We start from the raw sequence: 24,695 nt of genomic DNA on the forward strand, positions 1-24,695 counted from the left end.
GTCCGTCCCGTCAGTTGTGCCCGTGGCCGGGGGTGCCGTGGTCGGCCGGCGCGGATCCGCTCGGGGTGGGCTCGGCACCCGTTGTCGGGGCGCCCGCCGTCGGGGTGCCGGCGACGACTGTGAACTCGGCGGTGTGCACACGCCCACCGTGCCGGAAGTCCAGGTAGAGCCGGTAGCTGCCGACCGACGGCACCTCGGCGAAGAATGTGACATCCGGGCCGGGCTGGGTCCGCCCGTCGCCGGGTGCCCCCTCCGGGTGGACGTGCAGGTACGCCAGGTCGCCCCGGCGCAGCGCCACCAGATGCCCGTACGCGCCCAGGTAGGGCTCCAGGTCGGTGATCGGCTGGCCGTCCCGGCTGATGGTGAGGGTGAGCGGTGAGGTGCGGCCAGGCTGCGGCTCGCCGGCCAGCGTGACCGTGTAACCGTCGACTGTCGTGCTGGTGGCCGGGGCAGGCAGGGGGCGCTCGGTCAGCGCGCCGGGGACTGTCACGTCCACTCCGAGGGTCAGCGGTTCACCGCCGGTCGGTGTGAAGTCGGCGAACGCACGCCATTGCCCGGGACCGGCGAGCGGGGTGTCGACCCGCCAGGTGCCGTCCGGTGCGAGGTCGGGGTGGACATGGCGGAAGCCGGACAGGTCCCGCCGTGCCACGATCAGGTGCATCCGCTTGTCGTGGGCCACGTCGTACCTGGTGACCGGCTGGCCGTCCGGCCCGGTCACCCGGAAGGCGAGTTCGCCGGCCGGCGCGGCGACCGGTTCGAGGGTGTAGCCACGGTCGGAGACGAGCAGGCCGCCGGGCAGCCCGGCCGCCCCGTCGTGCCCACCCTGCTCGGTGGGGTCCGAGGCGTGTGCGGCACCGCCGTCGTGCCGGCTCTCGGCGGCCGGGTCGGCGACCCGGCCGATCCCGTACGCCGCTCCGAAGACCGCCGCGAGACCGAGAGCAAAGCCGCCCAGTCTGGTGACCGCGTTCATCGCACGCCTTTCGATCACGCCTCGACGAGGTCGTAACCGGCCTCGTCGACGGCGGCCCGGATGTCCTCCACAGCCACCGGCTGCTCACTGCTGACGGTGACCTGGCCGCTGGCGAGGTCGACCTGGACGTCGTGCACGCCCGCGATGGCGCCCACCTCGGCGCTTACCGCGCTGACGCAGTGCCCGCAGGTCATGCCCTTCACCTGGTACGTCGTGCTGACCATCGAACGAACTCCCTCCGTCACCTCCGACCATATACCCCCGGGGGGTAATACGAAGGCGGACTCGTGCGTTTGCCGTGTACCGGTACCCGGTGGGGGTATCCGGCGAGAGCGACAGTACCATACCCCCCAGGGGTACGCTATCCTGGTCGCCATGACCACACCGACCCCGATCCGCGGGTACACCGCCAGTAAGGACCAGCTGCTCACCCGACTCCGCCGTGTCGAGGGGCAGGTCCGGGGCATCGAGAAGATGGTCGACGAGGACCGGTACTGCATCGACGTGCTCACGCAGATCTCCGCGATCCAGGCCGCACTCGACAAGGTGGCGCTGGGCCTGCTCGACGGGCACGCCCGGCACTGCATGCACGAGGGCGCCGCCGAGGGCCGGGCCGACGAGATGGCCACCGAGATGATGGCGGCGGTCGGACGACTCATGAAGCGCGGCTGACGGTCCTCAGCCCGCCGCCGCGCCTCAGCCCGCCGCCGGTTCTCATTTCGCCGCCGGGCCCAGCCGGACCCGGCGCAGCAACTGCGCGTTGAGCGCCACCACGATTGTGGACGCCGACATCAGCAGCGCGGCCACCGCCGGGCTCAACGCCACTCCGGCCCCTGCCAACACTCCCGCCGCCAGCGGCAACGCCACCACGTTGTAGCCGGCCGCCCAGGCCAGGTTCTGCCGCATCTTCCGGTACGACGCCCGGGACAGGCGGACCACGGCACCCACCCCACGCGGGTCCGAGGACGCCAGCACCACCCCGGCGGACTCGATCGCGACGTCGGTGCCCGCACCGATGGCGACGCCCACGTCCGCACGCGCCAACGCCGGCGCGTCGTTCACCCCGTCGCCGACCATCGCCACTGTCAACCCCCGCCGCTGGAGTTCGGCCACCCGGCTGTCCTTCTCCGCCGGCAGCACCTCGGCGAACACCTCGTCGACTCCGGGCCGGAAGCCGAGTTCCGCAGCGACCGCCTCCGCCACCGGGCGGGCGTCACCGGTGATCATGGCGATCGTCCGGACGCCCTCGGCGCGCAGCTCGTCGATGGCCCCGCGGGCCTCCGGACGCACCTCGTCGGTAAGCGCGAACGCGCCGAGCACGGTCTCCGGCAGCCGCACCAGATGCAGCACCGCCGCACCTCGCGCCGACCACCGTCCGGTCGCCTCCTGCAACTCCGCCGGAAGCGACAGGCCCCGCTCCCGCAGCAGCGCCGGCCCGCCCACCGCGTACTCCGTACCGTCGATGGTTGCCTGCACCCCACGGCCCGGCAGCGACCGGAAGCCGGCGGCCGGGGCCGGTCCGGCGCGCCCAGCAGCCGACACGATCGCGCGGGCCAACGGATGTTCGCTGTCGGACTCGACGCCCGCCGCGATGCGCAGCACCTCGTCCCGCTCGGTGCCCGGTGCCACCACCACGTCGGTGACCACGTGCGCGCCCCGGGTCAGGGTGCCGGTCTTGTCGAAGAGCACAGCGCCCACCGTGCGCATGCGCTCCAGGGCCAACCGGTCCTTGACGAGGATCCCGGACCGCGCGGCCAGCGCTGTCGACAGCGCGACGACCAGGGGGATGGCCAACCCGAGCGCGTGCGGGCAGGCGATCACCAGAACCGTGACCGCGCGGATCACCGCCTCGTCGGGCCGGCCGAGCAGGGTCCAGACCAGCACTGTCAGGACGGCCGTGCCGGTGGCAACGTAGAACAGCGCGGCGGCGAACCGGTCGGCAAGCAGTTGCGCCCGGCCACCGGAGGCCTGTGCCTGCGCGACCATCCGCTGGATGCCGGCGAGCGCGGTCTGTTCACCGAGCGCCTCGACGCGTACCCGGATCGCCGAGTCGGTGGCCACGGTGCCGGCCACCACCCGGTCGCCCGCCGACCGCGCGACCGGCCGCGACTCACCGGTGATCATTGATTCGTCGAGTTCCGCGCTACCGTCGACGATCCGACCGTCCGCCGGCACCCGGCCCCCCGGGCGGACCAGCACCACGTCGTCGATCCGCAGGTCGGTCACCGGTACCGCCTCGACCTGCCCGCCCGCAGTCACCCGCTCGGCCTCGTCCGGTAGCAGCGCGGCCAGCGCCGCGAGCGCGCCCCGGGCCTGCCCGATGGCCTTCATCTCCTGCCAGTGCCCGAGCAGCATGATGGTGACCAGCGCTGCCAACTCCCACCAGAAGTCCAGGTCGAAGGCGCCCACGCTGGTGGCAAGCGACGCGGTGTAGGCCACTGTGATCGCCATCGCGATCAGCAGCATCATGCCCGGCGCCCGGTCCCGCACCTCCCGGACCGCGCCCACCAGGAACGGCCAGCCGCCCCACCAGAACACCACCGAGCCGAGCACCGGGCCCAGCCAGGACCGGCCGGGGAAATCCCAATTCAGACCCAACTGATCCGATACGAGATGACTGGTCAGTACCACCGGGATGGTGAGCACCAGGCAGACCCAGAAGCGGCGACGGAACATCGCCGGGTCGTGCCCGGCGTGCTTGTCATGCCCGGCGTGCTTGCTCTGCGGGGAGGGTGCGGCGGAGGTGCCGTGCCGCTTGTGGTCGGGGTCGGGCGGTGACAGAGCCGGCATGCCTCAAACATGCCCGGTCGAGGGCCCGCCACGTACGCGGTTCGCTTATCCGACACCCCGTCACGAACTGCCGCCCCGATACAAGCTGGATAGCATCTCCCAGGATGAGCCTCCATACGCCGCCGCGCAGTCAGGCTGCGACGCCACCACGTCGTGGCGTCGCTTTCCGTCGATCGGGCCGGACGTTGACCGTCCGTGATCGGACGATCGCCGGACGGCGATCCGGCGCGCTTCCCGCGGCGTTTCCCCCGTCGACGGTGAACCGACCGCTCCGCTGACACGTACTTCGCACCGGATCGTTGGGAGTCTCGCATTGGGTTCCGACCACAGCCATTCCGCGCCACCCGCGCCGCCGCGGGTGCGACGGATCCTCGTCGCGACGGTGGTGCCGCTCTTCGTGGCCACCGTTCTCGCGGCGGTGGTGCTATGGCCACGGGACGGGTCGCCGCAGACCGATGGCGGGGCGGACGTGCCGCGGTACCACGGCACCGTGACCCGGGTGGTGACCGAGCCCTGCCCGCCGGCGCCGACACCCGAGGGCGGCCCGTCGGCCGGACCGTGCGGCACGGTGGACGTACGCGTCGAGGACGGGCCGAGCGCCGGCCAGCAGGTGCAGACCCCGATCCCCGCCGGGCCGGGCGCACCCCGGGTCGAGGTCGGCGACGACGTCATAATGGTCGAGCTGACCGACCCGACCGATCCCGCCGTCAGCAGTTGGAACATCGCCGAGCACCAGCGCGGAACGCCGCTGCTGTGGCTGGCTGTGGTCTTCGCCGCGGCGATCGTCGCGTTCGGCCGGTGGCGGGGCCTGGCCGCGCTGGCGGGGCTGGCGGCAAGCTTCGCCATCCTGCTCACCTTCGTGCTGCCGGGCATCGCCGCCGGCAGGTCACCGCTGCTGGTGGCTGTGGTCGGCGCCGCGCTCATCATGTTCGTGGTGCTCTATCTGACCCACGGGGTCACCGCACAGACCTCGGTAGCGGTCCTCGGCACCCTGGGCAGCCTGATCCTCACCGGAGTGCTCGCCACCGTCGCCACGGCCGCCACCCACCTGACCGGCTTCGGCAGCGAGGACGCCACCACACTGTCGATGTTCCAGGCCGACGTGGACCTGCACGGCCTGCTGCTCGCCGGAATCATCATCGGCTCACTCGGCGTGCTCGACGACGTGACTGTCACCCAGGCGGCCACCGTCACCGAGTTGGCGAACGCCAACCCGGGGCTGAGTCGATTGCAGCTCTACCGGGCGGCCACGCGGGTCGGCCGCGCCCACATCGCCTCCACGGTCAACACAATCGTCCTGGCGTACGCGGGCGCCTCGCTGCCGCTGCTGCTCCTGCTCACCGCCGACACACGACCCATCACGCAGATCCTGACAAGCGAGTTCCTGGCACAGGAGATCGTCCGCAGTGCGGTCGCCACACTCGGCCTGATCGCCGCCGTACCGCTGACCACAGGGCTGGCCGCTCTGGTGACCGCCGCCGGCTCGACACCGGCCGGCGACGCGCCCCGGCCGCGACCGGAGCGAGCCGACGTACTGGCTGCCCTCAGCCGTCCACGCGCGGGCCGGCCCGACCCCGAGCACACCCCACCCCCATCCACCGCCACCGACCAGTGGCCAGAGCCGGACAGGAGCACGAAGACGGCATGGTGACACTCCTCAGCGTGACCAGATCGGGCCCCCGCCCTGACGACCGCAGCACTGGTCACTCAACGCCATGGCGATATGACGCTTTTGGTGGGCATCCAGGCGTAGCTCACCCGGCCGACTCTCGGGTAACCTCGCTGCCGGTTACCGATGAAGGCGCGAAGCGGCGCCTGCGGTGCCACCGCCCAATCGCCAACCGGCGAGCCGGGGACCCAGGTACCTGGGGTGAATCCGCGCAAGCGGTAGGGGCCACTTCCGCCCCGAACCCGTCAGCTAACCCGGTCGGCGGTCGACGGAAGGGAACATTGTGACGGCACCCCTACGCCGCTGGTTGACACCTGTGGTGGCCGTGATCGCCGCACTGACCGTGCTCGCCGGGCCCGTACCGGCCCACGCCGCCCCGACGACCCCCACACCGTCCGGGCACGAGGAGGACGGCGAGCCGAAGCTGCTCAACGACGTCATCGAGCAGGCCAACCGCGACTACTCCGCCGCCAAGTCCAAGCTGGACAAGTCCAAGAAGCGGCAGCTGGAGTTGGCGATCGAGGTCGAGCGTGCCAAGGCCGACCTGGACGCGTTGGCACCACAGGTCGCGCAGATCGCCGCCCAGTCGTACCGCACCGGCCGCGTCGGCGCGATGGCGATGCTGCTTGACAGCAACGCTCCCGACACCTTCGTCAAGCGGGCCGCGGCCCTCGACGAGCTCAACATGATCAACGAGAAGAAGCTCGCCGAGGTCAACGCGGTGAAGATCCGCGCCGAGCAGGCCAAGCTGGCCCTCGACACGGAGGTCCGCGAGCAGCAGAAGCAGACCGCCCTGATGGCCAAGCGCAAGAGCGAGGCGGACAAGGCGCTCTCCCTCGTCGGCGGCAAGGGCTTCACAGGCGGTCTCGTGGACGCCACCTCGCCGGTCGCGAAGATCGGCCCGGGTCGCACCGCCGACGGCGACTGGAAGCCGCAGTCGTGCAGCGAGGACGACCCGACCACCTCCGGCTGCGTCACACCTCGCACCCTGCACGCCTACAAGGAGGTCAGGCGGGCCGGCTTCACCCGGTTCGTCGGCTGCTACCGCCCCGGCGGGCCGTGGGAGCACCCGAAGGGCCGCGCCTGCGACTGGTCGCTGCAGAAGAGCGGCTTCTCCCCGTGGCACAACGAGGACACCCGCAAGTACGGCAACAACGTCGCAGCGTTCCTCATCCGCAACGCCGACCGGCTCGGCATCTACTACGTGATCTGGAACCGGCAGATCTGGTTCCCGGCGACCGGGTGGAGCTCGTACAGCGGACCGTCGAACCACACCGACCACGTCCACATGTCACTGCTCTGACGGCACGTACCGCAGACGAGGGCCGCCCCGCACCACGCGGGGCGGCCCTCGTCGCACGTGGCGGGTCGGCGGTCCAGTTGTCAGGCGGCGGCGGTCGCGGCCGGGCCGTCCGGGACGCTCGGCACGTCGATGCTCGGCACGTCGAGGGTCGCGGCGCCGACCGGCACGGCGGTCACCGGACGCACCCCACCGATGGCGAGACGGTACGACATCCCCACCACCGCGCACCGGCCCTGCTCCACAGCCTCGGCCAGTACCGGCGACTGCCCGAGCAGCGTCTCGACAGTCTGCGCGATGTGGATGTCGACGATGCCGTCGATGTCGTCCACACCCTCGGCCGTGGCGCGCCGCAGGCTGGGCAGCACCGCGTCGACCACCGCGCGCAGGTGCCCCACGGGTGCCGTGCCGGTGGCGGCGGCCTCACGGGCCGCCTGCACGGCACCGCAGGAGTCGTGACCGAGCACCACCACCAGCGGGGTGCCGAGCACTGTCACCGCGTACTCCACGCTGCCCAGCACCTCCGGACCCACGATGTGCCCGGCCGTACGGACCACGAAGAGGTCACCCAGGCCCCGATCGAAGATGATCTCGGCGGCCAACCGGGAGTCGGAACAGCCGACGATCACCGCGAACGGGTGCTGCCCGTCGGCCACCGCGGCGCGGTGTTCGGCGCCCTGGTTGGGGTGGCGTGGAGCGCCGCTGACGAAGCGCCGGTTGCCGTCGGCCAGTTCGGCGTACGCCCGCGACGGCTCGGTGAGCGCCGGTGCCTGATCGGTGGCCCGCTGCGGCCCCGGCTGCCCGCCGGGCATTACGGAACGGCTCATCCCCGCACCTCGTCTCCACGCATTTGGCCTGCTCAACCCGCACGTCGACCGGCCCGGCGGCGGGCGCTGGCTCGGGCTCCACGTTCACACGCACCAGAAGATGCGTCAAGATATGCGTGATATAGATTTCATACGTTGGCCCGGTTCGACCCGCCTGCGACAGGCGCGAGGCGAGGGCGGGCAACCGGAGAGGCGGTCCCACGATGGCGAGCACGGCGACAGCTGACGGCAGCCCAGGCAGCGGCCGGAACTGGACATTCCTCACCAATCACGGGCATGTGCTGCTGGCCATCGCCCGCGATCCCACCGCTCGGCTGCGGGACGTGGCGGCCGAGGTCGGCGTCACCGAACGCGCCGCCCAGGCCATCGTCGCCGACCTGGAGGCAGGCGGTTACCTGCACCGCACGCGGGTCGGGCGCCGCAACGAGTACACCCTCAACCCGGCCGGCCGGTTCCGGCACCCCGCCGAGGCGTACCGCCAGGTCGGTGACCTGCTCGCGCTCTTCGCCGAAGCGCCAACCGAGGACGACGCACACCAGCCGTGACCGGTCCCCGCCGGGACGCTGCCTGATGCGGCACGGCGGTAATCTTTGCGGGTGCGCCAAAGCCTGCCGCCCAGCGCGACCACGGGATCACACCGTGGCGTTCGAGCAGTCCTCAGTGGAACGCTGGCGGCCCTGCTCGGCACCGCCCTGGTGGTCCCCGCCTCCCCCGCCGTCGCGGCACCGCCCACCTGCGGCCCGGCCGGGGAGGACGGTCTGGTGGAGATCCCGTGGGGGCTGCGCCGGCTTGACCCCGCGTCCGCCTGGCCCCTCTCCCGGGGTGCCGGAGTGACGGTCGCGGTGATCGACTCCGGGGTTTCCGCAATCCACCCCCTGCTGAAAGGTCAGGTCCTCGCGGGGCGCGACTTCAACGCCCTGCCCGCCAAGCAGGGCCAGTGCGACCTTGTCGGTCACGGCACGATGGTGGCCGGCATCATCGCCGGCCGGGACGGCACCGGGGCACCCTTCAGCGGCGTCGCCCCGGGGGCCCGCATCCTGCCGATCCGGGTCCTGCCGGACGCCAAGGGCACAAACGACGAAGCCCTACCGGGGCAGATCGCCTCGGCCATCGACTGGGCTGTCGACAACGGCGCCGACGTGATCAATCTCTCCCTGGTGACGCTGCCCCGCCCCGAGCTGGCAAAGGCCGTCGAACGCGCCCTCGCCAAGCGGGTCGTGCTGGTCGCCGCAGCCGGAAACCGGCAGGAGCAGCAGGAGGACAAACCGGCCTACCCTGCCGCGTACCCCGGCGTGATCGCGGTCGCCGGTGTGGACGAGCAGGGCGGCCACGTGGGCACCTCGGTCAGCGGCGCGTACGTCGACGTCGCCGCGCCCGGGTTGAACATCGTCGGCCCCGCACCGGGCGGCGCCGGCTACCGCGCCGAGCCGACGGGCGGCACCAGCTTCGCCGCCGCGTACGTCTCGGGCGTGGCCGCGCTGGTCCGATCCGCCCACCCGGACCTCACACCGGAACAGGTCGCCGAACGGCTGGAACGAACCGCTGACAACCCGCCGGACGGGCACAACGCGGAGGTCGGCTTCGGCGTGGTCAACCCGTACCGGGCGGTGTCGAGCCTGTTGGGCACCCGCTCGGACCCGCCTCCCGACGCGCTCCCGGCCCCTGACAACGCGGCCGACCCGCTGAGCTGGCAACGCACAGTCGCGCTCTGGGCCGCCGTGGTCGGCGGTCTGCTCGCCGGGCTGCTGCTCATCGCGCGACCGATCGTCGCGCGGGGCCGTCGACGCGGCTGGCGACCCGGCCGACGCCCCGACACGCCCGTCACCGGCTGACGACGTCCACCGGCGTCGAACAGGAAACGGTGCCGATGCGGTCGACCGCATCGGCACCGTCACACGCGGACGTTCAGCGCAGGATGCCTGACGTTCCCCCGCCGTCGGCACCCCACACGTCCTCGTCCTCCTCAAGCCAGGTGTTGCGCGAGGTGTCGTCCTCGCCGTAGCCGGCACCGCCGCCCATCCCGGCCATCCCGCCGGCACCTCTGGCACCCGCGCCCCGACCGGCCGCACCGGCACCCGCTGCGCCGCGACCCGCACCGCCCCGACCTGCACCGCCGCCACCAGCGGCGACGCCGCCCATTCCGGGCATCATCCCGCCGCCCGGCTTGCCGCCCGCGCCGAGCCGGCCACCCGCACCCCGGCCTCCACCGCGACCGGCGCCCGCGGCACCGCCGCCGCCCATCATCGGGCCCATGCCAGGGGAGACCGCTCGGCCGAGGGCGCCGCCACCGGCGGGAGCGCCACCGCCCGCTCCTGCGCTGCCCAGACCGCTGCCGCCACCGCCGACCCCACCGCCAGCGCCGAGACCCGCGGAACCGAGGCCGCCACCACCGCCGGAGCCGAGACCCGGCACACCGCCGGCGCCCGCGAGACCGCTGCTGTACTCCTCCTCGGGACCGCCAGTGCCGGGGACACCGCCGACACCCGGGTAGCTGCCCGTGCCGGGCTCACCCGAGAAGGCCGGGTGGATGCCGGACCCCCCGGACAGGTTGCCCGTCTCCGGCACCAGGCTCGCCCCGCTGATCGAGGGCTTGGCGCCCAGACCACCGCCGGGCCCGCCGCCGCCGATGTTCGGCACACCACCGACACCGCCGCCACCACCACCGCCACCACCCAGATTCGGTTGCTGACGGGTCGGGTCCGCGGTGTCACCGGGCAAGGCATTACCGGGGGTGTTCGGGGCGATGGTCTGGTACTCGCCGCTTACCCGCTGATAGACCTCGGCAGCGTCCTTGGACTGGTCGTTGATCCAGTCGGCGACGGCACTCACCGGGTCGAGCCAGCCGAGGAAGTCCGGCGAGACCTTGGCCTCGAAGAAACCGACACCGATGGTCAGCTTGGCGTTGCGCGCCTCCAGGACGTCGTTGACGCAGGTCGCCGGGATCGGGAAGTCCCGCTGGGCGGCGCTGAGGCTGTCGGCGGCTGTCTTGAGCGACTGGACGATGCCGCCGCCCTTCTCGGTGTCCGCCACGAGCTGACCGGTGTCCTTGGCGATCAGCTCGATGTGGCCCTTGAACTCCTCGTACGCCGGACCCTTCCAGGTATTGCCCAGGTCCTTGATGTTGGCTTCGAGGCTCTGCTTGACGTTGTTGAGGTTCTTGATCAGCTGTTCCCAACCGAGCGCCGCGCTCTCCACGTCACCAGGCCGGCCGTCAATGACGACCTTTTGGCACATCTCTTCCCAGCTCAGAGCCATTTGCCGTCCTCCCCGTCCTAACGGCCGTCGCCGCGGCCGGCCACGTCACCGAAGACCCGCTGCATGTCGAGGGCGGACATCCTGTTCTGTTCCTCCGCCGTCTCGTAGTTCTGCTTGACCTGACGCAACGCCTCCGCCGCGTCGTAGAGATTCTGGGCGAGCCTCTGCACACCAGCCTCGGTGTCCCGGTAGAGCCCCTGATGCTTGGCAGCCAACCGGCCCGCCCATTCGAACCCACCGAGCGGGCTCGCCTGGCCGCCGACCCCACCCGCCATGCCCGCGGTCGCTCCACCCATCAGATCCTGGATGTCGACCATCTTGTAGGTGAGCTTGTTCAGGTAGGCGGCGTGGGTTTCCAGCCAGTCGATCGCCGAATCGAGGCTGCTCGCGTCCCACTCGGTCTTGACGCCGGCCTCGCCGGGCGCGGTGACGAGACCCTCCGGCGTGGCGGCATGGTTGACGTTGTCGAATTCCAGACCGGTCAACGCCACGCCCGACACCGGATTCGTGCCCACCGGAATCGGAACGTACATGTCGTCGATCTTGAACCGTTCCGGCTGGCTGGTCCTGTCGTCCGTCATCGGTCCCCTCCCCGAAACCCTGACTTGTGGTCTGTGCTCACTACTGCTGTGGGCCGGATTGCGGCGGCACCTGGCCCGTGCCCGGCCACCCTGGTCCGCCCGGAGGCGGCGCGGCCGGCGGATAGCCCGGTGCGGGCTGGCCAGCCGGCGGCGGATAGCCCGGCGGCGGATAACCGTGCTGGCCCGGCGGCGGACCGTACCCCGGAACGGGCTGCGGCGGCGCGACGTGCCCCGGCGGGCTCTGCCAGCCGGCCGGGCCGGAGGGCCAACCGGGCGGCGGCGGCCCCTGTGCGCCGGCAGACGGGCCGGGCACGGCCGGGGTACGCCGCTTGCGGCGCCTGAGCACCACCAGCAGGACGATCAACGCGACGATCGGCACTGCCACGCAGAGCACGACCTGGACGATCGCGCCGGCCTTGTTCGACACCCCGAACTCGACAGCTGGACCGTCGTCATCGTCGGGCCGGGCGGCACCGCCGGGCCGGGTCGGCTCGGTCGCGCCCTCCAACAGCGGGTTGGCCGTCACCGCTGGCACCGAGCGGGTCAGCGCGGCGACCGGGTCGACCGCGCCGAAGCCGAACTGCTGGTCACGGCCTGCCGGCCCGGCGTCGCGGGCCGTCTTGATCAGGCGGTTGATGACGTTTGCCGCGTCGAGCTGCGGATATTTGGCGCGGATCAGTGCCACCACCCCGGAGATGATGGCGGCGGACGAACTGGTGCCGCTGCCCACCGTGTAGCCGTTGGACGAGACCGCCTTGGGTGCCGGCCCGATGATGCTCTCCATCGGTGCCGCGATCACCGTCTCCGGGCCCCGCACCGAGCCGGCGAAGAAGTTGCCCCGCTTGTCCAGACCGGACACGGCGATGACGCCGGGGATGTTTGCCGGCGAGGTGACGCGCTGATCGCCCTGCTCCACGTTTCCGGCAGACGCCACCAGCACGGCGTCCTTGCTCAACGCGTATGTGATCGCGTCGGCCAACTCCGGGGGCGGAGCGCCCTCGCCGACGCCCACGGAGAGGTTGATGACGTCGGCACCGGCGTCGGCCGCCCACCGGACGGCGCGGGTCACGTCGTCGCTGTTGAACCGGGCACCCATCGAGACCGGCAGGATCTTCGCGGCCGGGGCGATGCCCAACTGCCGCATCTGGTCACCACCACGCCCGGCGATGATGCCGGCCATCGACGTGCCGTGCCCCTTTTCCCGGTCGTCGTCACGTCGCCCGTCCGGCGCGGCGGCGGCGTTGACACCGTGCCCCGCCAACACCTGGCCGCGAAGGTCTGGATGGCTGGCGTCCACCCCACCGTCGATGACGGCGACCACGACGCCCCTGCCCTGCGTGAGCTTCTGCGCCTGGGGGATCTTCAGCGAGTCGAGATACCACTGCAGGCCCCGGACCGTGTCGGCGGCGTGAGCAGGTGCCGGTGCGACAACGGCGGGAACCAGCGCGGCACACAACGCCACTGCGGCCGCAGCCGCGAGCCGGGCCGATCGGAAACGATTCCCCGTACGCATCGCTCTCCCAGAACCTGTGCCGACGCCAACGCAATGCGGCTCCGGCCCGGTCGAACCGGACCGGAGCCGCACCGGCGATTGTCTCAGCCCCACACCTTCGAGTTGCTCATCTCGGTGGAGACGTAGTTTTCACGGGCGATGCCGACAGCACCACCGATCTCGTTCAGGACCCGGTTGATGTCCCGGACGGCCTGGTCCCACTTCGCCTGGTGCTGCTCGTAGGCGACGCGGTCCTGGCCGTCCCACTCGAGCTTCGAGAGCATCGACCGCAGCGTGTCGAGCTTCTCGTCGATGGTCTTCGAGATGGCCTGCATCTGCTGGTTGCTGCTCTCGAGGACCGCGTAGTCAACTTTGATCGCCATGTTTCCTCCTCTGCTCGCTACGGGATCACGGGTTGAGAGCAGAGTGGAACTTGTCCAGCATCTGCTGCTGCTCTTCGTCGTTGACCTGGTGCGTCGTACCCGACTTGTCGAGCAGGTCCGCGATGTCGTCCATCGCGGTCAGCAGCTTGACGGTGTCCTCGTTCCAACGCGTCATCAGCGACTGGAAGCCCGTGGACGCCTGACCCTTCCACGCCATGGCCAGGTCGTCGACTACGTTCCACAGCTTCTTCAGCTCGCCGTCGACCTCGCTACGCGTAGACCGCACGTCACTCGCGGCGGTATGCAGAGTCGCAGCTTCGACCTCGAACGCCATGCTTCACACCCTTCCGTCATGTTGTGGCGTCGGCTTTGCCGCGCCCCCTCCCCCGCGGCAAGGCAGCAAAACACCCCACCGACGGACACTCCAACAGAGACCGTAGCGGAGTCCGTCCAGTCCTCGCAGCCCTGGTAGGCAGCCGTAGGTGAATAGTGATGAATCAGCCGATGTGATTGCGGCTTTACGGGCCAGGTATTTGACGCGGGCGATAAATTCGCGGCGTCGCATTAATGCGCGACTTGACGAACGCGGTTACGACGGCTCGGACCAAGCGGTCTGGATGAGCTGTTGGCCATCGCGCCGACGGACCAGGGTGCCCCGGCCGGGTGGCTGCGGGCTCGGCCGCAGCGTGCCGAAGACCGCGCCCTCCTCCCGACTGCCGGACATCAGCAGGCCGGGCGAGTCAAGCTCCCGCAACCGTTGCAGCACCGGCTCGTAGAGCGCACGGGACACCCCGCCCACCCGCCGGGTGATGATCAGGTGCAGGCCGATGTCGCGGGCCTGCGGCAACAACTCCTGCAAAGCGCTGAGCGGATTGCTGCCACCGGAGGCCACCAGGTCGTAGTCGTCGACAAGGATGTACAGGTCCGGGCCCTTCCACCAGCTGCGGTCGCGCAGCTGGGCGGTGGTCACGTCCGGGCCGGGCAACCGGTTGGACAGCGCGCTGCGGATCGAGCCGAGCCCCTGCGCGAACGCCTGATTGGACGGCGCGTAGTCGAGCAGGTGATCGCCCTCCACCGCGCCCAGCAGCCCGCGCCGGTAGTCGGCGATCACCAACCGGGCCTGAGCGGGCGTGTACCGCTCGGTGATGCCACGGGCGATCAGCCGCAGCAGGTTGGTCTTGCCGCACTCGGCGTCGCCGAACACCGTCAGGTGCGGCTCGTTCGCCAGGTCCAGATAGACCGGGGCGAGCGCCGACTCGTTGACGCCGATCGGCAGGCCGGGCGCCGACCGGTCGATGATCCGCGCCAGCTCGGACACCGCCAGCCGACGCGGCAGCAGCCGCACCTTCGGCGCCGGGCGACCCGGCCAGTTGGCCGCCACGTGCCCGGCAAGCGCGACCGACGCCTCGCTCAGATCGTCGATGTCCCGCCGGCCGTCGATCCGCGAAATGGCGGTGAGGAAATGCAGCTTGTCCCGGGTCAGGCCACGGCCGGGTGACTTCTCCGGCACGTTCATTGCCGCCCGGCGGTCGATCTCGGATTCCGCCGCGTCCCCAAGGCGCAGTTCGAGCTTGGTGCCGAGCAGGTCCCGCATGTTGATCCGGATCTCCGCCCACCGCACCGCCGTGAGCACCACGTGCACGCCGAAGCCGAGGCCCCGGTTGGCGAGCGTCGTGATGGTCTGCTCCAGCTCCTCGTACTCCTGGCGCAGCGTGTTCCAGCCGTCCACCACCAGGAACACGTCACCGAACGGGTCGTCGGCGAACTCGCCCGTTGCCCGGCGACGGCGGTAGCTGGCCACCGAGTCGATGCCGTGCTGGGCGAAACGCGTCTCCCGGTCGTCAAGCACGGCGACGACCTCGGCCACCGTACGGCGCACCGCCTCGACGTCGCGCCGCCCGGCCACCCCCGCCATGTGCGGCAGCCGCTCCAGACTGCGCAGCGCGCCGCCACCGAAGTCCAGGCAGAAGAACTGCACCTCACGCGGCGTGTGGGTGAGCGCCAGCGAGGCGAGCAACGTCCGCAGCATCGTGCTCTTGCCGCTTAGCGAACGACCGACGATGACCACGTTGCCGCCGGCCCCGGCGAGCTCGACCATCATCGGGTCACGGCGCTGCTCGTACGGACGGTCCACAACGCCTACCGGCACCGTGAGCCGACCCCGGCCCGGCCAGGACGCGGTGCACAACCCGTACGTCGGGTCGACGGCCAGCGGGCCGAGCAGCTCGCCCAGACCCGGCGGGTCCGCAAGCGGCGGTAGCCACACCTGGTGCGCCGGGCGGCCCCGGCCCTTGAGCTGGTCGATCAGCACGTCAAGCATCGCGACGGCCTTACCGTCGGCCGGCTGCTCCGGCTCCGGCGCGGAGTCCACAGGCATCTGCGGGGCCTGCGCCGGCAGGAAGTCGACGCCGTACGGCACGATCCGGCGCTGCACCAGTGCCTGCGACGCGGATGCCTGCTGGCCGGGCGCCCGGTACGGCCCGGAGACGTACGCGGCCCGGAAGCGCAGCATCGTGCTGGTGTCGGTCTTCAGGTAGCCGTGCCCCGGCGCGTTCGGCAACTCGTACGCGTCCGGCACACCGAGCACGATCCGGCTCTCCACCGCCGAGAAGGTGCGCAGACCGATCCGGTACGACAGGTGGGTGTCCAGGCCACGCAGCTTGCCTTCTTCGAGGCGCTGGCTGGCGAGCAGCAGGTGCACGCCGAGCGACCGACCGAGCCGGCCGATCATCACGAACAGGTCGATGAAGTCGGGCTTGGCGGCCAGCAGCTCGCTGAACTCGTCACAGATGATCAGCAGGCTGGGCATCGGGGCCAGCGGCTCGCCGGCCGCGCGGGCCTTCTCGTACTCGAAGCGGGAGACGTAGTTGCCGGCCGCCCGCAGCAGCTCCTGCCTGCGCACCATCTCGCCGGCGAGCGCGTCGCGCATCCGGTCGACAAGTGGCAGCTCGTCGGCCAGGTTGGTGATGACGGCGCTTGTGTGCGGCAGCGCCTCCAGCGAGGCGAACGTCGCACCGCCCTTGAAGTCCACAAGGACGAAGTTCAGCTCCTCCGACGAGTGGGTCACAGCGAGCGCGGCCACCACGGTACGAAGCAGTTCGCTCTTGCCGGAGCCGGTCGCACCGATCACCAGACCGTGCGGTCCCATGCCCTCGTGCGCCGACTCCTTGAAGTCCAGCTCGACGACGTTGCCGTCCGGGCCGACGCCGAGCGGGATGCGCAGCCGGTCACGATGGCCACGCGGCCGCCAGGTCTGGTGGACGTCGACTGCCGCCGCGTCGCCGACGCCGAGCAGATCCGGCAGCTCCATGCTGCGGGCCAGCGGCTCCTCGCTGCTGGTCTGCTGCTGGGACAGCCGGTACGGGGCGATCTGCCGGGCCAGCCCTTCGGCGGCCTCGACGGTGAGCCGGTCCGGTCGGCCGAGTGCCGTCGACGAGGTGCCCCGGATCAGTTCGAGTGAGCTGCCGTCGCCGGCGTCAAGGCAGAGCAGCCAACGGCCGGCGTCGCGCGGCACCGTCCCGGAGAGGTCGATGGTGGTGGCGCCGAGCAGACCCTGGCCCACCAGCTGACAGGTCGGCGCGACCTCGCCGCCGTCGATCACCACGACGAGGTGCGGCGCGGTGGTCAGCGGCTTGGCCTCGGCGGTGAAGCGGGGACGCCCGCCCAGTTCGCTGTTCAGCGACTCCTCGGCCTCGGCCAGGCTGGCGAAGACCAGCCGGCGGGCACCCGCTGCGTCCGTCCGACCACTGTGGTGGGCGTGCGGAAGCCACTTCACCCACTCCCAGACGGCCTGCCGGTCGGGCGCGGCGACCACCGCGATCACCATGTCGTCGGGGGCGTGAAAGGTTGCCAGCTGGCCCAGTGCCGCCCGGGTCAGGTCGAGCACCGCCTCCCGGTCACCGCGCAGCACCACCCGGCTGAACGCGCGTACGGAGAGCGCCGTCGGCAGCTCCGGCACTGTCGAGTGCGCCCGCACGAACCGACGCAGCGCGATGGCGCTCATCGGCTCCAGGTCCTCCACCGGCTTGGTCTCCGGCGGGACGATCTCGACGGCCAACCGCTGCGGGCCGAGCGCGATGCGGGTCTCGCCGAAGTCGTCCTCGGTGATCCGCCGTTCCCAGAGCCGGCGGGACGCCGCGATCGACCAGAGCGCGTCCGGTTCCGGATGCCGCCAGGCCATCGCCGCCCGCTGCTGCTCGGCGGCCCTGCGGGTGCGCTTGCGCATCTGGGCCAGGTAGCGCATGTAGTCGCGCCGGTCGGCGTTCAGCTCGGCCTTGTCGCTGCCGCCGCTGTTGGCGAGCGAGCCGATCGCCATGCCGAGCATCGAGACGCCGAAGAGTCCACCGGCGACGTACGTCATCATGCCGCCGCCCCGGCCGGCGTAGAGGAATGCCATCGCGCCGACCCCGCAGACCATCGGCAGGATCATGAGCAGTTGCCCCATGCCGCGTGGCGTCGGCTCGGGCAGCTCGGGCGGCGACTCCAGCAGCACCTCGCCGCGTGGCAGGGCCGGCCCCGGCTGGCGCGGGAGCCGGCGGAACACGACCGTGCTCACGGCTGTCTCCTCCCCAGAAGCGGCCTGATGACGTGCCGTCGCGGATCGAAGCCCGCGGGTGGGCACTGTACGTGCTCGTCATCGTAGGTAATCTCCCGTGGGCGCGGTGCACCCGTACTGCGGCACCGCCGCCCGCCGAGCGTAGGACGACCCAGGAGGCCACTGTGGCGACGAAGACGGCGACCGGTGGCCTGAGCCGGATCACCATCGTGGCTCCCCGTACGCGGATGGACCTGGCTCTGCCGTCGGACGTACCGATGGCCGACCTGCTCCCCACGCTGCTGCGCTATGCCGGGGAGGACCTGGCCGACGAGGGTGTGCGGCACGGCGGCTGGGCGCTGTCCCGGCTGGGCGGCGCACCACTGGACGGCGGGCGTACCGCCGCGCAGTTGGGCGTACGCGACGGCGAGGTGCTGTATTTCAATCCCCGGTCGGCGGCGGCGCCGGAGATCGTCTTCGATGACGTGGTGGATGCGGTCGCGACCGCCACCAACCAGCGCCCCGGCTCCTGGCAGGCCGGCACTACCCGGTCGTTCGCGGTGCTGTTCGCCGCGGCGGCGTTCGGCGCCGGCGCGTTGGCCGCCCTCTTCACCGGTCCCCCGCACCTGCCCGGCACGATGGCCGCCCTGCTTGTCGCGGTGGCGCTCCTAGTCGGCGCAGCGGTGCTCTCCCGCGCCGCAGGCGACAGCCGGACCGGCGCGATCCTGGCCATTGTCGGTCTGGTGTACGCGGGCACCGGAGGTCTGCTGCTGCTCGCGGGTGACCTGCAACTGACCGACCTGGGCAGCCCGCACGCCCTGCTCGCGGCCACCGCCGTGGTGGTCGCCGGTGCGGTGGCGGTGCTGGCCGTCGGTGACCGGTACCCGCTCTTCTTCGCCGCGATAGGGGTGGGCGCGGGGGCCGGTCTGGGCGCACTGCTCTGCCTCGCCTTCGGGCTCGACGCGGCGGCGGCGGCAGCGGTGGTGGCGGCTGTCGCGTTCGGCGCGGTGCCTGCGCTGCCGATGATCGCCTACCGGCTGGCCCGGCTGCCGGTGCCGTCGATCCCGACCGGTCCGGAGGACCTGAAGACCGACAGCGAGTCGGTCGACGGCCGGCTGGTGCTCGAACGCAGCGACCGGGCCGACCAGTTCCTCACCGGTCTGCTGTGGACGGTGTCGATCCTGGTGCTCGGCGCGCAGTTGGTGCTGGCCCTGGATGGCCGCCTGCCGGCGGTGCTGCTGTGCCTGGTGCTGGCCCTGCTCTCGCTGCTGCGCGCCCGTCCGCTCCTGGGCCGGGCGCAGCGCACCCCGGTGCTGCTCGCCGGCACGGTCGGGCTGGGCCTGGCAGCAGCGGCCACCTTCGCCGGCGGCTCGTTGCCGGTCCGGCTGGGTCTCATCCTCGGTGGGCTGCTGCTGGCGGCCGTGATCAGCCTGATCTACGGTCTGACCGTCGCCGGCAAGCGCATCTCGCCGGTCTGGGGCCGGCTGCTCGACATCGTCGAGATCATGCTGATCATCTCGTTGGTTCCGCTCGCCTTCTGGGTCTGCGGCCTGTACGGCTGGATCGTCAACCTGCGGCCCTGACCCTGCCGGCTGCCGGGGGCGCCGCCCCACCTGCCGCAGCTGGCCGGTCAGCGGCCTGGCCTGCCGCTGGCCAGTCGGGGTGACTACCGGCGGGCGGTGCCACCCGGCGTCGACGCTACCGGCGCGCTGGCGTAGATGCCCGGGCCGTGCTGCCCGTCCATCGGCCGGGCCGGGAGGCCGGCGCGTTGTGCCACGTCCCGGACGACCTTGACCAGCGCCTCGACGTGGTTGTCCATCGCCGCGACGCGCAGCAGCGGTGCCGCCAGGCGACCGTCGGACGAGACCACCGCGGCCACCGTGTGCGACGGCGCCGACGTGGCGGTGATCGCGTCCACAAGCGGGCCGAGCGGAGTGTCGGGCCGCCCCCGCAGGGTCAGGCAGCGGTGCGTCCAGCCGCCGCCCCGCAGCCCCTGCCAGGTCTCCGCCGGCGTCTCCGGAACCAGGTCGAGGCCGGCGGCCGACACGACTGCCGCGCGCAGCTCGTCGCGGCCCAGCGGCCGGTGGGCCAGCCCGGCGGCGGTCAGCGCCTTGCCCAGCCGGCCGATCCCGGCGGCCAACGTCCGGTGTACGCCGGGCAACCCACCGCCGCGGCTGACCGTTTCGACCCGGGCGTCGCGGATCGTGAGCCGCAGCGCCACCCAGACCGACCGGTGCGCTGCCGGCGGCGCACCGGAGGCCGGGTACCAGACCAGTGTGTGCGCGACGACCTGGGCCCTGGAGACGGGTGCCGAGAATTCGGTGAGCACCCGCAACGCGCGGTCCACCACGGAGGCGTCCACCGAACCGCCCGTCGCGCCGGTACCGGGTTGCAGGGCGACCGCCGCGAACCAGCCCTGGTCGTCCTGCCCGATGCCCAGCCGGGTGCCACGGTCGGTCAGCTCGATGACGCTCAACTCGGGTGCGAGCGCGGCCAACCGGGGGTCGGCGACCGACGCGCTCGCCAGTGCCGCCGCCGCCGCGCGTTGGCGGCGACGCCGCAACCGGCGACGCAACAGCACGTCCTCGAACCACCAGCGACCACCGCGCCGGGCGAACACCGCCGCCACGACCAGCACCGCGACGGCACCTACCACGGCGAGCAGCCAGCTCGGGCCGGCCGTCGCGGCCCATACGGCGACCGCACACACCTCCAGCACGACGAGCTGGCCGACAAGCACCGGGCCGATACGACCCCGACCCGGCCGATCGACGCCCGGGGCCACCCGCGCCGGGACGTCGGACGGGCTCGTGACCGCTCGGGCGGGTCGCGCCTGAACCTGCGTCATCGCTGACTGTCCCTCCTGCACGATGTGGCTCCGCTCCGGGAACGCCCGGCGCCGACCAGGGCGGCGGGCCAGAGGGCCGGCCGTCGGCCCCTTATCGTAGGGAAGCCCGCGACGGCACCCTGACCTGATCGTCGCGGATCCATCCCGCCGGAGGTAAGTCATGCGGACCCGCCGCGATCAGGTGCAGGCGTACCGCTTCGTCACCCGCCGGATCGTCTCCGCTCTCCTGTCGGGCGATCCGGAGACCACGAACCTGCCGATGCGGCGACTCGGCATGGCCGTCTTCGGCAGCGCGATCGCCGCGGCCGTGGTGCTCGGCGGGGTGGGTGCCTACGGCCAGTTGACCGGCAACACCGCGCCGCTGGACGAGAACACGCTTGTCATCGAACGGGAGACCGGCGCGACGTACGTGTTCGTCGAGGGCAAGCTCCACCCGACGCTCAACTACACCTCCGCAAGACTGATCCTGAACGAGCCGAACCCACAGGTACGGACGATGTCGCAGACCTCGTTGCGGGACCGCCCGCGCGGTCGCACCGTCGGCATCGTCGGCGCGCCGGACGCGCTGCCCGGCCGCAAGTCGTTGACCGGTCTGCCCTGGTCGGTCTGCGACGTACCCGATCCCGTCGACCCGCGCCGGTCCACCACACGCGTCGTGATCGACCGCGCGCTGCCGGGTGGCGCCCCGTTGGATGACCGCGCGGTGCTTGTCACAGTCGACGGTCAGCGGCATCTGCTCACCGGCAATTCCCGGCTCGAGGTGCTCGGCGGTGACCAGTCGGTCGCCGCGCTGCGGATGAGCGGCACGCCGCCCCTGCCTGTCGGGCAGCAACTGCTCAACGCGCTGCCGGCCGGGCCGCCGCTGCGCAAGCCGTCGCTGCCCGGCATGGGTGACCGCAGCGGGGTGAGCGTGGCCGGCCGGCCGGCCACCATCGGGCAGGTGTTCCAGGCGGCCGGGCAGCACTACGTCCTGGCCCGCGAAGGGCTCGTCTCGATCAGTGAGATCACGGCACTGCTGATGATCAGCGGTGGCGGTCAGATCACCGACATCACGCCCGATCAGGCGGGCCGCCTGCTAACCGACCAGCGGCTGGACCCGGACGGGATGCCGCGGACGCTGCCCTCCCTGTATCCGGCCCGGGCCGGGCAGACGCTGCTCTGCGCGACTTACCGGGCCGGCAACGCCGGCGGCCCGCCGACCACCACGCTTGAGGTCTTCGACCGGGCGCCTGCCGAGTTGAGCGCCAACGAGCCGAACTCGGTGCCGGTGCGGCAGGGCAACCGCGACGCGGTCCGTACGGCCGAGTCGGTGCTGCTGCCCGGCGGCAAGGGTGTGCTGGCCCAGGCCGCGCCCGGTGCCGGGACGAGCGGGTCCGGCGCCGCCGGGTCGACTGTCTACCTGATCAGTCCGCAGGGCGTCCGGTATCCGCTCGGGTCGGCCGAGGCGCTGGGGGCGCTCGGGTACGAGGGGGTCACGCCGCTGGCGGTGCCCGGTTCCCTGCTCGCGCTGATCCCCACCGGGCCGACTCTGGACCGCGAGGACGCGCTCGCGCATTTCTCGCCGGGTGGCACGCCATCGACAGGCACCGACGGCTGAGCGAGCGCCACGGGTCGCCGCAGCTTGCAATGGTGGACTAGCCTGGTTCCGCTGACGGTTGTCGACCAGAACGACGGGGATGTTGCCATGACCGGCCGTACGGAAGTGGACCTGCTGTCCCTTGAGGACTTCCACAAGAACCTCGCGGCGCGGCTCAGCCAGGCCGAGGCGGTGCTGCGCAAGCTCAACACCGAGATGCAGTGCAGTCCTCCGGCGTTGGGCCTGTTCACCGACGCCACTCAGAACGCCCGTCGCTACAGTTCGGTCCACCAGTCTTATGTGGAGCAGGCCGAGCGGCTCCGGCAGGCTCTGCTGGCGGCGCAGCAGGCGACCAGCACCATTCTCGCCAACTACCGGACCGCCGAGGCGCGCAACGCGGCGAACGCCACCGACATCAACTCGGCACTGAACGGGGTCGACCAGGCGCTCAAGCCGAAGGGGGACGGTCGTGTCTGAGTACACCCAGCGTTATGACGGCAAAAGCCACCAGGAGCTGTACGACGCGGTGATGGCCGGCAAGCCCGAGCAGATCGACGATTTGGCCGCCAAGTGGGCCACGCTGAAGGGCATCCTGGACGGCCTGAGCCGGGAGCTGAGCGGCGACATCGAGAAGCTCGGCAACAGCTGGACAGGCTCGGCGGGCCGCGAGTTCCAGCGGCGGCTCACGTTGATCGTCAGCCACACCGACGCGCTCGGCGAGGGCATGTCCGGCGTCAAGCAGGGCCTGACCATGATGGCCGGCCAGCTTCGCACCGCCCACAAGAAGGCGGAGAGCCCGGAGGAGACCGACGACAACGACAAGGCGGTCTCCGGCGCGCTCAAGGGCGCGGCCTTCGGCCTGCCCGGTGCCGTCGTCGGCGGCATCATGGGCCACCAGCAGGACAAGGCCGAGCAGGAGAAGGCCCACAAGCGGATGGTGAACGTGGTGGCCGAGCTGGCCGCCGGTTACGACCTGTCCGCCTATGACCGCGTGGTCGACCCACCGCGTCCGGGCGACGACACGCCGAAGACTGTCAACCAGGACCCGACGACGCCCCGCAGCGTTCCGAGCACCACCACGCCCCACGCCGCCCCGACCACCAGCCGCCTCGCACACACCGGCAACGCGACGATCTCGACGCCGACCCACACGTCCGCGGCCCCGGTCGCCACCGGGTTCGTCACCGGCACCGAAGGCGGCCCGGGCACCGGCAGCACGCCCGGCGTCGTCACCGGTCCGGGCCCCTCCACTGGTAGCACCTCACTCTCCAGTGCAAACCCTCTGGTCGGCGGGGCACTGCTCGCCGGCGGCGTCGCCGGGCTGGCCAGCATGTCCGGACCGACGACGGCACCGGCCAGCGGCGGGACGACCGGCCGGGGTCTGCTCTTCAAGGCACCGGGTGGGGCACCGGCCGGCGGGGTGCTGCGCACGTCCACACTTGCCGGCTCGACGAGCACGCCCACCCCGGCGGCCCGGCCGACCGGTGGTGCGGCCGCTGCCGACACCCGTTCGGCGAGCGGTGTCGGGCGCGGCATCGATGGTCGGCGTGCTGAGGCCACCGGCCGGGCGGCCGCAGCCGGGGGCCAGGGAGCGACGGGCCGGCCGGGTTCCGGTCGCGGGGCGGGCACCAACCGTCCTGGCCTTCTCGGCGGGAACGGCCGACCGACCGACGACGAGTCCGACGATCGCCTGACCTGGCTGACCGAGGACGAGATGGTGTGGCAGGACGGCGGGGACGCGGCGCCGCCGGTGCTCGGCACCGCAAGCTGACAGCCCTCCGGGGCGACGCGCTGATCGTCCCCGAGGCGACACGGCTCGCAGCCGGGTAGCCGACGGGCGCCACTGGACCTTGACGGCCCGGCCTCACTTGAGGCCGGGCCGTTCGTCACCCGGTCCACAGTGGCCACAGTGGCAGCGGTCACCCCGGCCGGCGCGGCCGCAATGCTGCGCAACGCCGGGTCGGCGGATAGGTTGGTCGGGTGTCGTCGGCAAACCAGATCCGCCCAGCCCGGCGGGTCGTGCTGCGGTCACTTCGGGAGCTGACCCGGCTGGCGTTCACCGCGCTGGTGCTCGCGGTCGGCCTCGGCGGCGCCCTCGCCGCGACACCGCCTCCCTCCCCGACGCAGCCCCGGCCGAGCGTCGTGAGCAGCCGGGTGGACACCCTCCGGCCCGAGGCTGCGTCCGAGTCCGCTGCCCAGGCGGTCGACAGTGCGGGCCGGCCGAACCCTTCCGGGGCGGCCGAAGGAGTCGTCACCGCCACGGCGACCGGCCCGGTCACCGCTGGCCTGGAGCACGCGCCGGCAATCGAGCCCGGCCGGGGCGCACCCGCCCGGCGCGGCCCGCCCACCCGCTGACCCTGGCCGCCTGACGATCCGCGCGATCCGACCTCGGGTGACGCGCCCGGCCCATCGGGTCGCCATCGTCGGCGTGATCCGCAGCCGACGGCCACCGTCCGGTGACCGTGCCACG

At 71.9% G+C, this 24,695-nt stretch carries 21 protein-coding genes and 1 riboswitch; of the genes, 10 read left to right on the plus strand and 11 right to left on the minus strand.

Annotated features, from left to right (window positions below):
• Positions 1 to 10 precede the first annotated feature (10 nt).
• A complete protein-coding gene (locus ACLQ23_RS03285; RefSeq protein WP_355632357.1) occupies positions 11 to 970 on the minus strand; it encodes a hypothetical protein in 960 nt (319 codons plus the stop codon).
• 14 nt (positions 971 to 984) lie between these two features.
• A complete protein-coding gene (locus ACLQ23_RS03290; protein ID WP_355588329.1) occupies positions 985 to 1,194 on the minus strand; it encodes a heavy-metal-associated domain-containing protein in 210 nt (69 codons plus the stop codon).
• A gap of 151 nt (positions 1,195 to 1,345) precedes the next feature.
• On the opposite strand from ACLQ23_RS03290, the gene ACLQ23_RS03295 reads away from it, so the two are divergent.
• The gene (locus tag ACLQ23_RS03295) at positions 1,346 to 1,642 is read left to right on the plus strand and encodes a metal-sensitive transcriptional regulator (protein ID WP_053658928.1); all 297 of its coding nucleotides are present in this window, start codon (positions 1,346 to 1,348) and stop codon (positions 1,640 to 1,642) included.
• A gap of 42 nt (positions 1,643 to 1,684) precedes the next feature.
• Here the strand turns inward: ACLQ23_RS03295 and ACLQ23_RS03300 are convergent, their stop codons facing one another.
• The gene (locus ACLQ23_RS03300; RefSeq protein WP_425734665.1) at positions 1,685 to 3,760 is read right to left on the minus strand and encodes a heavy metal translocating P-type ATPase; all 2,076 of its coding nucleotides are present in this window, start codon (positions 3,758 to 3,760) and stop codon (positions 1,685 to 1,687) included.
• A gap of 313 nt (positions 3,761 to 4,073) precedes the next feature.
• Here ACLQ23_RS03300 and ACLQ23_RS03305 point away from each other — a divergent pair, with 313 nt between their 5' ends.
• Positions 4,074 to 5,411: a YibE/F family protein gene (locus tag ACLQ23_RS03305; protein ID WP_355588327.1), complete on the plus strand. Its 1,338-nt coding sequence runs from the start codon at positions 4,074 to 4,076 to the stop codon at positions 5,409 to 5,411.
• A gap of 166 nt (positions 5,412 to 5,577) precedes the next feature.
• Positions 5,578 to 5,708: riboswitch (cyclic di-AMP (ydaO/yuaA leader) on the plus strand.
• A gap of 4 nt (positions 5,709 to 5,712) precedes the next feature.
• Positions 5,713 to 6,732, plus strand: coding sequence for a coiled-coil domain-containing protein (locus ACLQ23_RS03310; protein WP_355588325.1), 1,020 nt, complete (start codon positions 5,713 to 5,715; stop codon positions 6,730 to 6,732).
• An 80-nt stretch (positions 6,733 to 6,812) separates the two neighbouring features.
• On the opposite strand, the gene ACLQ23_RS03315 is transcribed toward ACLQ23_RS03310, so the two are convergent.
• Positions 6,813 to 7,556, minus strand: coding sequence for a carbonic anhydrase (locus ACLQ23_RS03315; protein WP_425734664.1), 744 nt, complete (start codon positions 7,554 to 7,556; stop codon positions 6,813 to 6,815).
• A gap of 203 nt (positions 7,557 to 7,759) precedes the next feature.
• Here ACLQ23_RS03315 and ACLQ23_RS03320 point away from each other — a divergent pair, with 203 nt between their 5' ends.
• Positions 7,760 to 8,101 (plus strand): helix-turn-helix transcriptional regulator, encoded by a 342-nt coding sequence (locus ACLQ23_RS03320; RefSeq protein WP_355588323.1) that lies wholly within the window; start codon positions 7,760 to 7,762, stop codon positions 8,099 to 8,101.
• 51 nt (positions 8,102 to 8,152) lie between these two features.
• Positions 8,153 to 9,388 (plus strand): type VII secretion-associated serine protease mycosin, encoded by a 1,236-nt coding sequence (mycP, locus tag ACLQ23_RS03325; protein WP_355632339.1) that lies wholly within the window; start codon positions 8,153 to 8,155, stop codon positions 9,386 to 9,388.
• Between the two features lie 73 nt (positions 9,389 to 9,461).
• Here the strand turns inward: mycP and ACLQ23_RS03330 are convergent, their stop codons facing one another.
• The 6 genes from ACLQ23_RS03330 to eccCa all read right to left on the minus strand — a co-directional run bounded on the left by ACLQ23_RS03330 (position 9,462) and on the right by eccCa (position 17,822).
• Positions 9,462 to 10,811: a WXG100 family type VII secretion target gene (locus ACLQ23_RS03330; RefSeq protein WP_355628289.1), complete on the minus strand. Its 1,350-nt coding sequence runs from the start codon at positions 10,809 to 10,811 to the stop codon at positions 9,462 to 9,464.
• A 17-nt stretch (positions 10,812 to 10,828) separates the two neighbouring features.
• Positions 10,829 to 11,392 carry a WXG100 family type VII secretion target gene (locus tag ACLQ23_RS03335; protein ID WP_355588317.1) on the minus strand — a complete coding sequence of 188 codons (564 nt, stop codon included), beginning with the start codon at positions 11,390 to 11,392 and terminating at the stop codon, positions 10,829 to 10,831.
• 40 nt (positions 11,393 to 11,432) lie between these two features.
• On the minus strand, positions 11,433 to 12,905 hold the full coding sequence (locus ACLQ23_RS03340; protein ID WP_355588315.1) for a S8 family serine peptidase: 1,473 nt from the start codon (positions 12,903 to 12,905) through the stop codon (positions 11,433 to 11,435).
• A gap of 83 nt (positions 12,906 to 12,988) precedes the next feature.
• Positions 12,989 to 13,267: a WXG100 family type VII secretion target gene (locus tag ACLQ23_RS03345; RefSeq protein ID WP_053658911.1), complete on the minus strand. Its 279-nt coding sequence runs from the start codon at positions 13,265 to 13,267 to the stop codon at positions 12,989 to 12,991.
• 25 nt (positions 13,268 to 13,292) lie between these two features.
• On the minus strand, positions 13,293 to 13,601 hold the full coding sequence (locus ACLQ23_RS03350; RefSeq protein ID WP_053658909.1) for a WXG100 family type VII secretion target: 309 nt from the start codon (positions 13,599 to 13,601) through the stop codon (positions 13,293 to 13,295).
• A 255-nt stretch (positions 13,602 to 13,856) separates the two neighbouring features.
• Positions 13,857 to 17,822, minus strand: coding sequence for a type VII secretion protein EccCa (gene eccCa / locus ACLQ23_RS03355; protein WP_355628287.1), 3,966 nt, complete (start codon positions 17,820 to 17,822; stop codon positions 13,857 to 13,859).
• 164 nt (positions 17,823 to 17,986) lie between these two features.
• On the opposite strand from eccCa, the gene eccD reads away from it, so the two are divergent.
• A complete protein-coding gene (eccD, locus tag ACLQ23_RS03360) occupies positions 17,987 to 19,384 on the plus strand; it encodes a type VII secretion integral membrane protein EccD (protein ID WP_355588311.1) in 1,398 nt (465 codons plus the stop codon).
• Between the two features lie 83 nt (positions 19,385 to 19,467).
• Here the strand turns inward: eccD and ACLQ23_RS03365 are convergent, their stop codons facing one another.
• A complete protein-coding gene (locus tag ACLQ23_RS03365; RefSeq protein WP_355588309.1) occupies positions 19,468 to 20,649 on the minus strand; it encodes a type VII secretion protein EccE in 1,182 nt (393 codons plus the stop codon).
• 160 nt (positions 20,650 to 20,809) lie between these two features.
• On the opposite strand from ACLQ23_RS03365, the gene eccB reads away from it, so the two are divergent.
• The 4 genes from eccB (at position 20,810) to ACLQ23_RS03385 (ending at position 24,580) form a co-directional block, all read left to right on the plus strand.
• Positions 20,810 to 22,246 (plus strand): type VII secretion protein EccB, encoded by a 1,437-nt coding sequence (gene eccB, locus ACLQ23_RS03370; protein WP_355588308.1) that lies wholly within the window; start codon positions 20,810 to 20,812, stop codon positions 22,244 to 22,246.
• Positions 22,247 to 22,333: 87 nt separating this feature from the next.
• Positions 22,334 to 22,702 (plus strand): hypothetical protein, encoded by a 369-nt coding sequence (locus tag ACLQ23_RS03375; protein WP_355628285.1) that lies wholly within the window; start codon positions 22,334 to 22,336, stop codon positions 22,700 to 22,702.
• The gene (locus ACLQ23_RS03380) at positions 22,695 to 23,996 is read left to right on the plus strand and encodes a WXG100 family type VII secretion target (protein WP_355588304.1); all 1,302 of its coding nucleotides are present in this window, start codon (positions 22,695 to 22,697) and stop codon (positions 23,994 to 23,996) included. Before ACLQ23_RS03375 ends, ACLQ23_RS03380 begins: the two co-directional genes overlap by 8 nt.
• Before the next feature lie 209 nt (positions 23,997 to 24,205).
• On the plus strand, positions 24,206 to 24,580 hold the full coding sequence (locus ACLQ23_RS03385) for a hypothetical protein (RefSeq protein WP_355588302.1): 375 nt from the start codon (positions 24,206 to 24,208) through the stop codon (positions 24,578 to 24,580).
• The last annotated feature ends 115 nt before the right edge of the window (positions 24,581 to 24,695 follow it).

This window comes from Micromonospora sp. DT41 (assembly GCF_049841715.1).
In the GTDB taxonomy this organism is placed as follows: Bacteria; Actinomycetota; Actinomycetes; order Mycobacteriales; family Micromonosporaceae; genus Micromonospora; species Micromonospora profundi.

Coding starts and splice junctions, on each gene's coding strand:
- ACLQ23_RS03285 (WP_355632357.1), bottom strand. CDS start 970: ATGAACGCGGTCACCAGACTGGGCGGCTTTGCTCTCGGTCTCGCGGCG.
- ACLQ23_RS03290 (WP_355588329.1), bottom strand. CDS start 1,194: ATGGTCAGCACGACGTACCAGGTGAAGGGCATGACCTGCGGGCACTGC.
- ACLQ23_RS03295 (WP_053658928.1), top strand. CDS start 1,346: ATGACCACACCGACCCCGATCCGCGGGTACACCGCCAGTAAGGACCAG.
- ACLQ23_RS03300 (WP_425734665.1), bottom strand. CDS start 3,760: ATGCCGGCTCTGTCACCGCCCGACCCCGACCACAAGCGGCACGGCACC.
- ACLQ23_RS03315 (WP_425734664.1), bottom strand. CDS start 7,556: ATGAGCCGTTCCGTAATGCCCGGCGGGCAGCCGGGGCCGCAGCGGGCC.
- ACLQ23_RS03320 (WP_355588323.1), top strand. CDS start 7,760: ATGGCGAGCACGGCGACAGCTGACGGCAGCCCAGGCAGCGGCCGGAAC.
- ACLQ23_RS03330 (WP_355628289.1), bottom strand. CDS start 10,811: ATGGCTCTGAGCTGGGAAGAGATGTGCCAAAAGGTCGTCATTGACGGC.
- ACLQ23_RS03335 (WP_355588317.1), bottom strand. CDS start 11,392: ATGACGGACGACAGGACCAGCCAGCCGGAACGGTTCAAGATCGACGAC.
- ACLQ23_RS03340 (WP_355588315.1), bottom strand. CDS start 12,905: ATGCGTACGGGGAATCGTTTCCGATCGGCCCGGCTCGCGGCTGCGGCC.
- ACLQ23_RS03345 (WP_053658911.1), bottom strand. CDS start 13,267: ATGGCGATCAAAGTTGACTACGCGGTCCTCGAGAGCAGCAACCAGCAG.
- ACLQ23_RS03350 (WP_053658909.1), bottom strand. CDS start 13,601: ATGGCGTTCGAGGTCGAAGCTGCGACTCTGCATACCGCCGCGAGTGAC.
- ACLQ23_RS03365 (WP_355588309.1), bottom strand. CDS start 20,649: ATGACGCAGGTTCAGGCGCGACCCGCCCGAGCGGTCACGAGCCCGTCC.
- eccB (WP_355588308.1), top strand. CDS start 20,810: ATGCGGACCCGCCGCGATCAGGTGCAGGCGTACCGCTTCGTCACCCGC.
- ACLQ23_RS03375 (WP_355628285.1), top strand. CDS start 22,334: ATGACCGGCCGTACGGAAGTGGACCTGCTGTCCCTTGAGGACTTCCAC.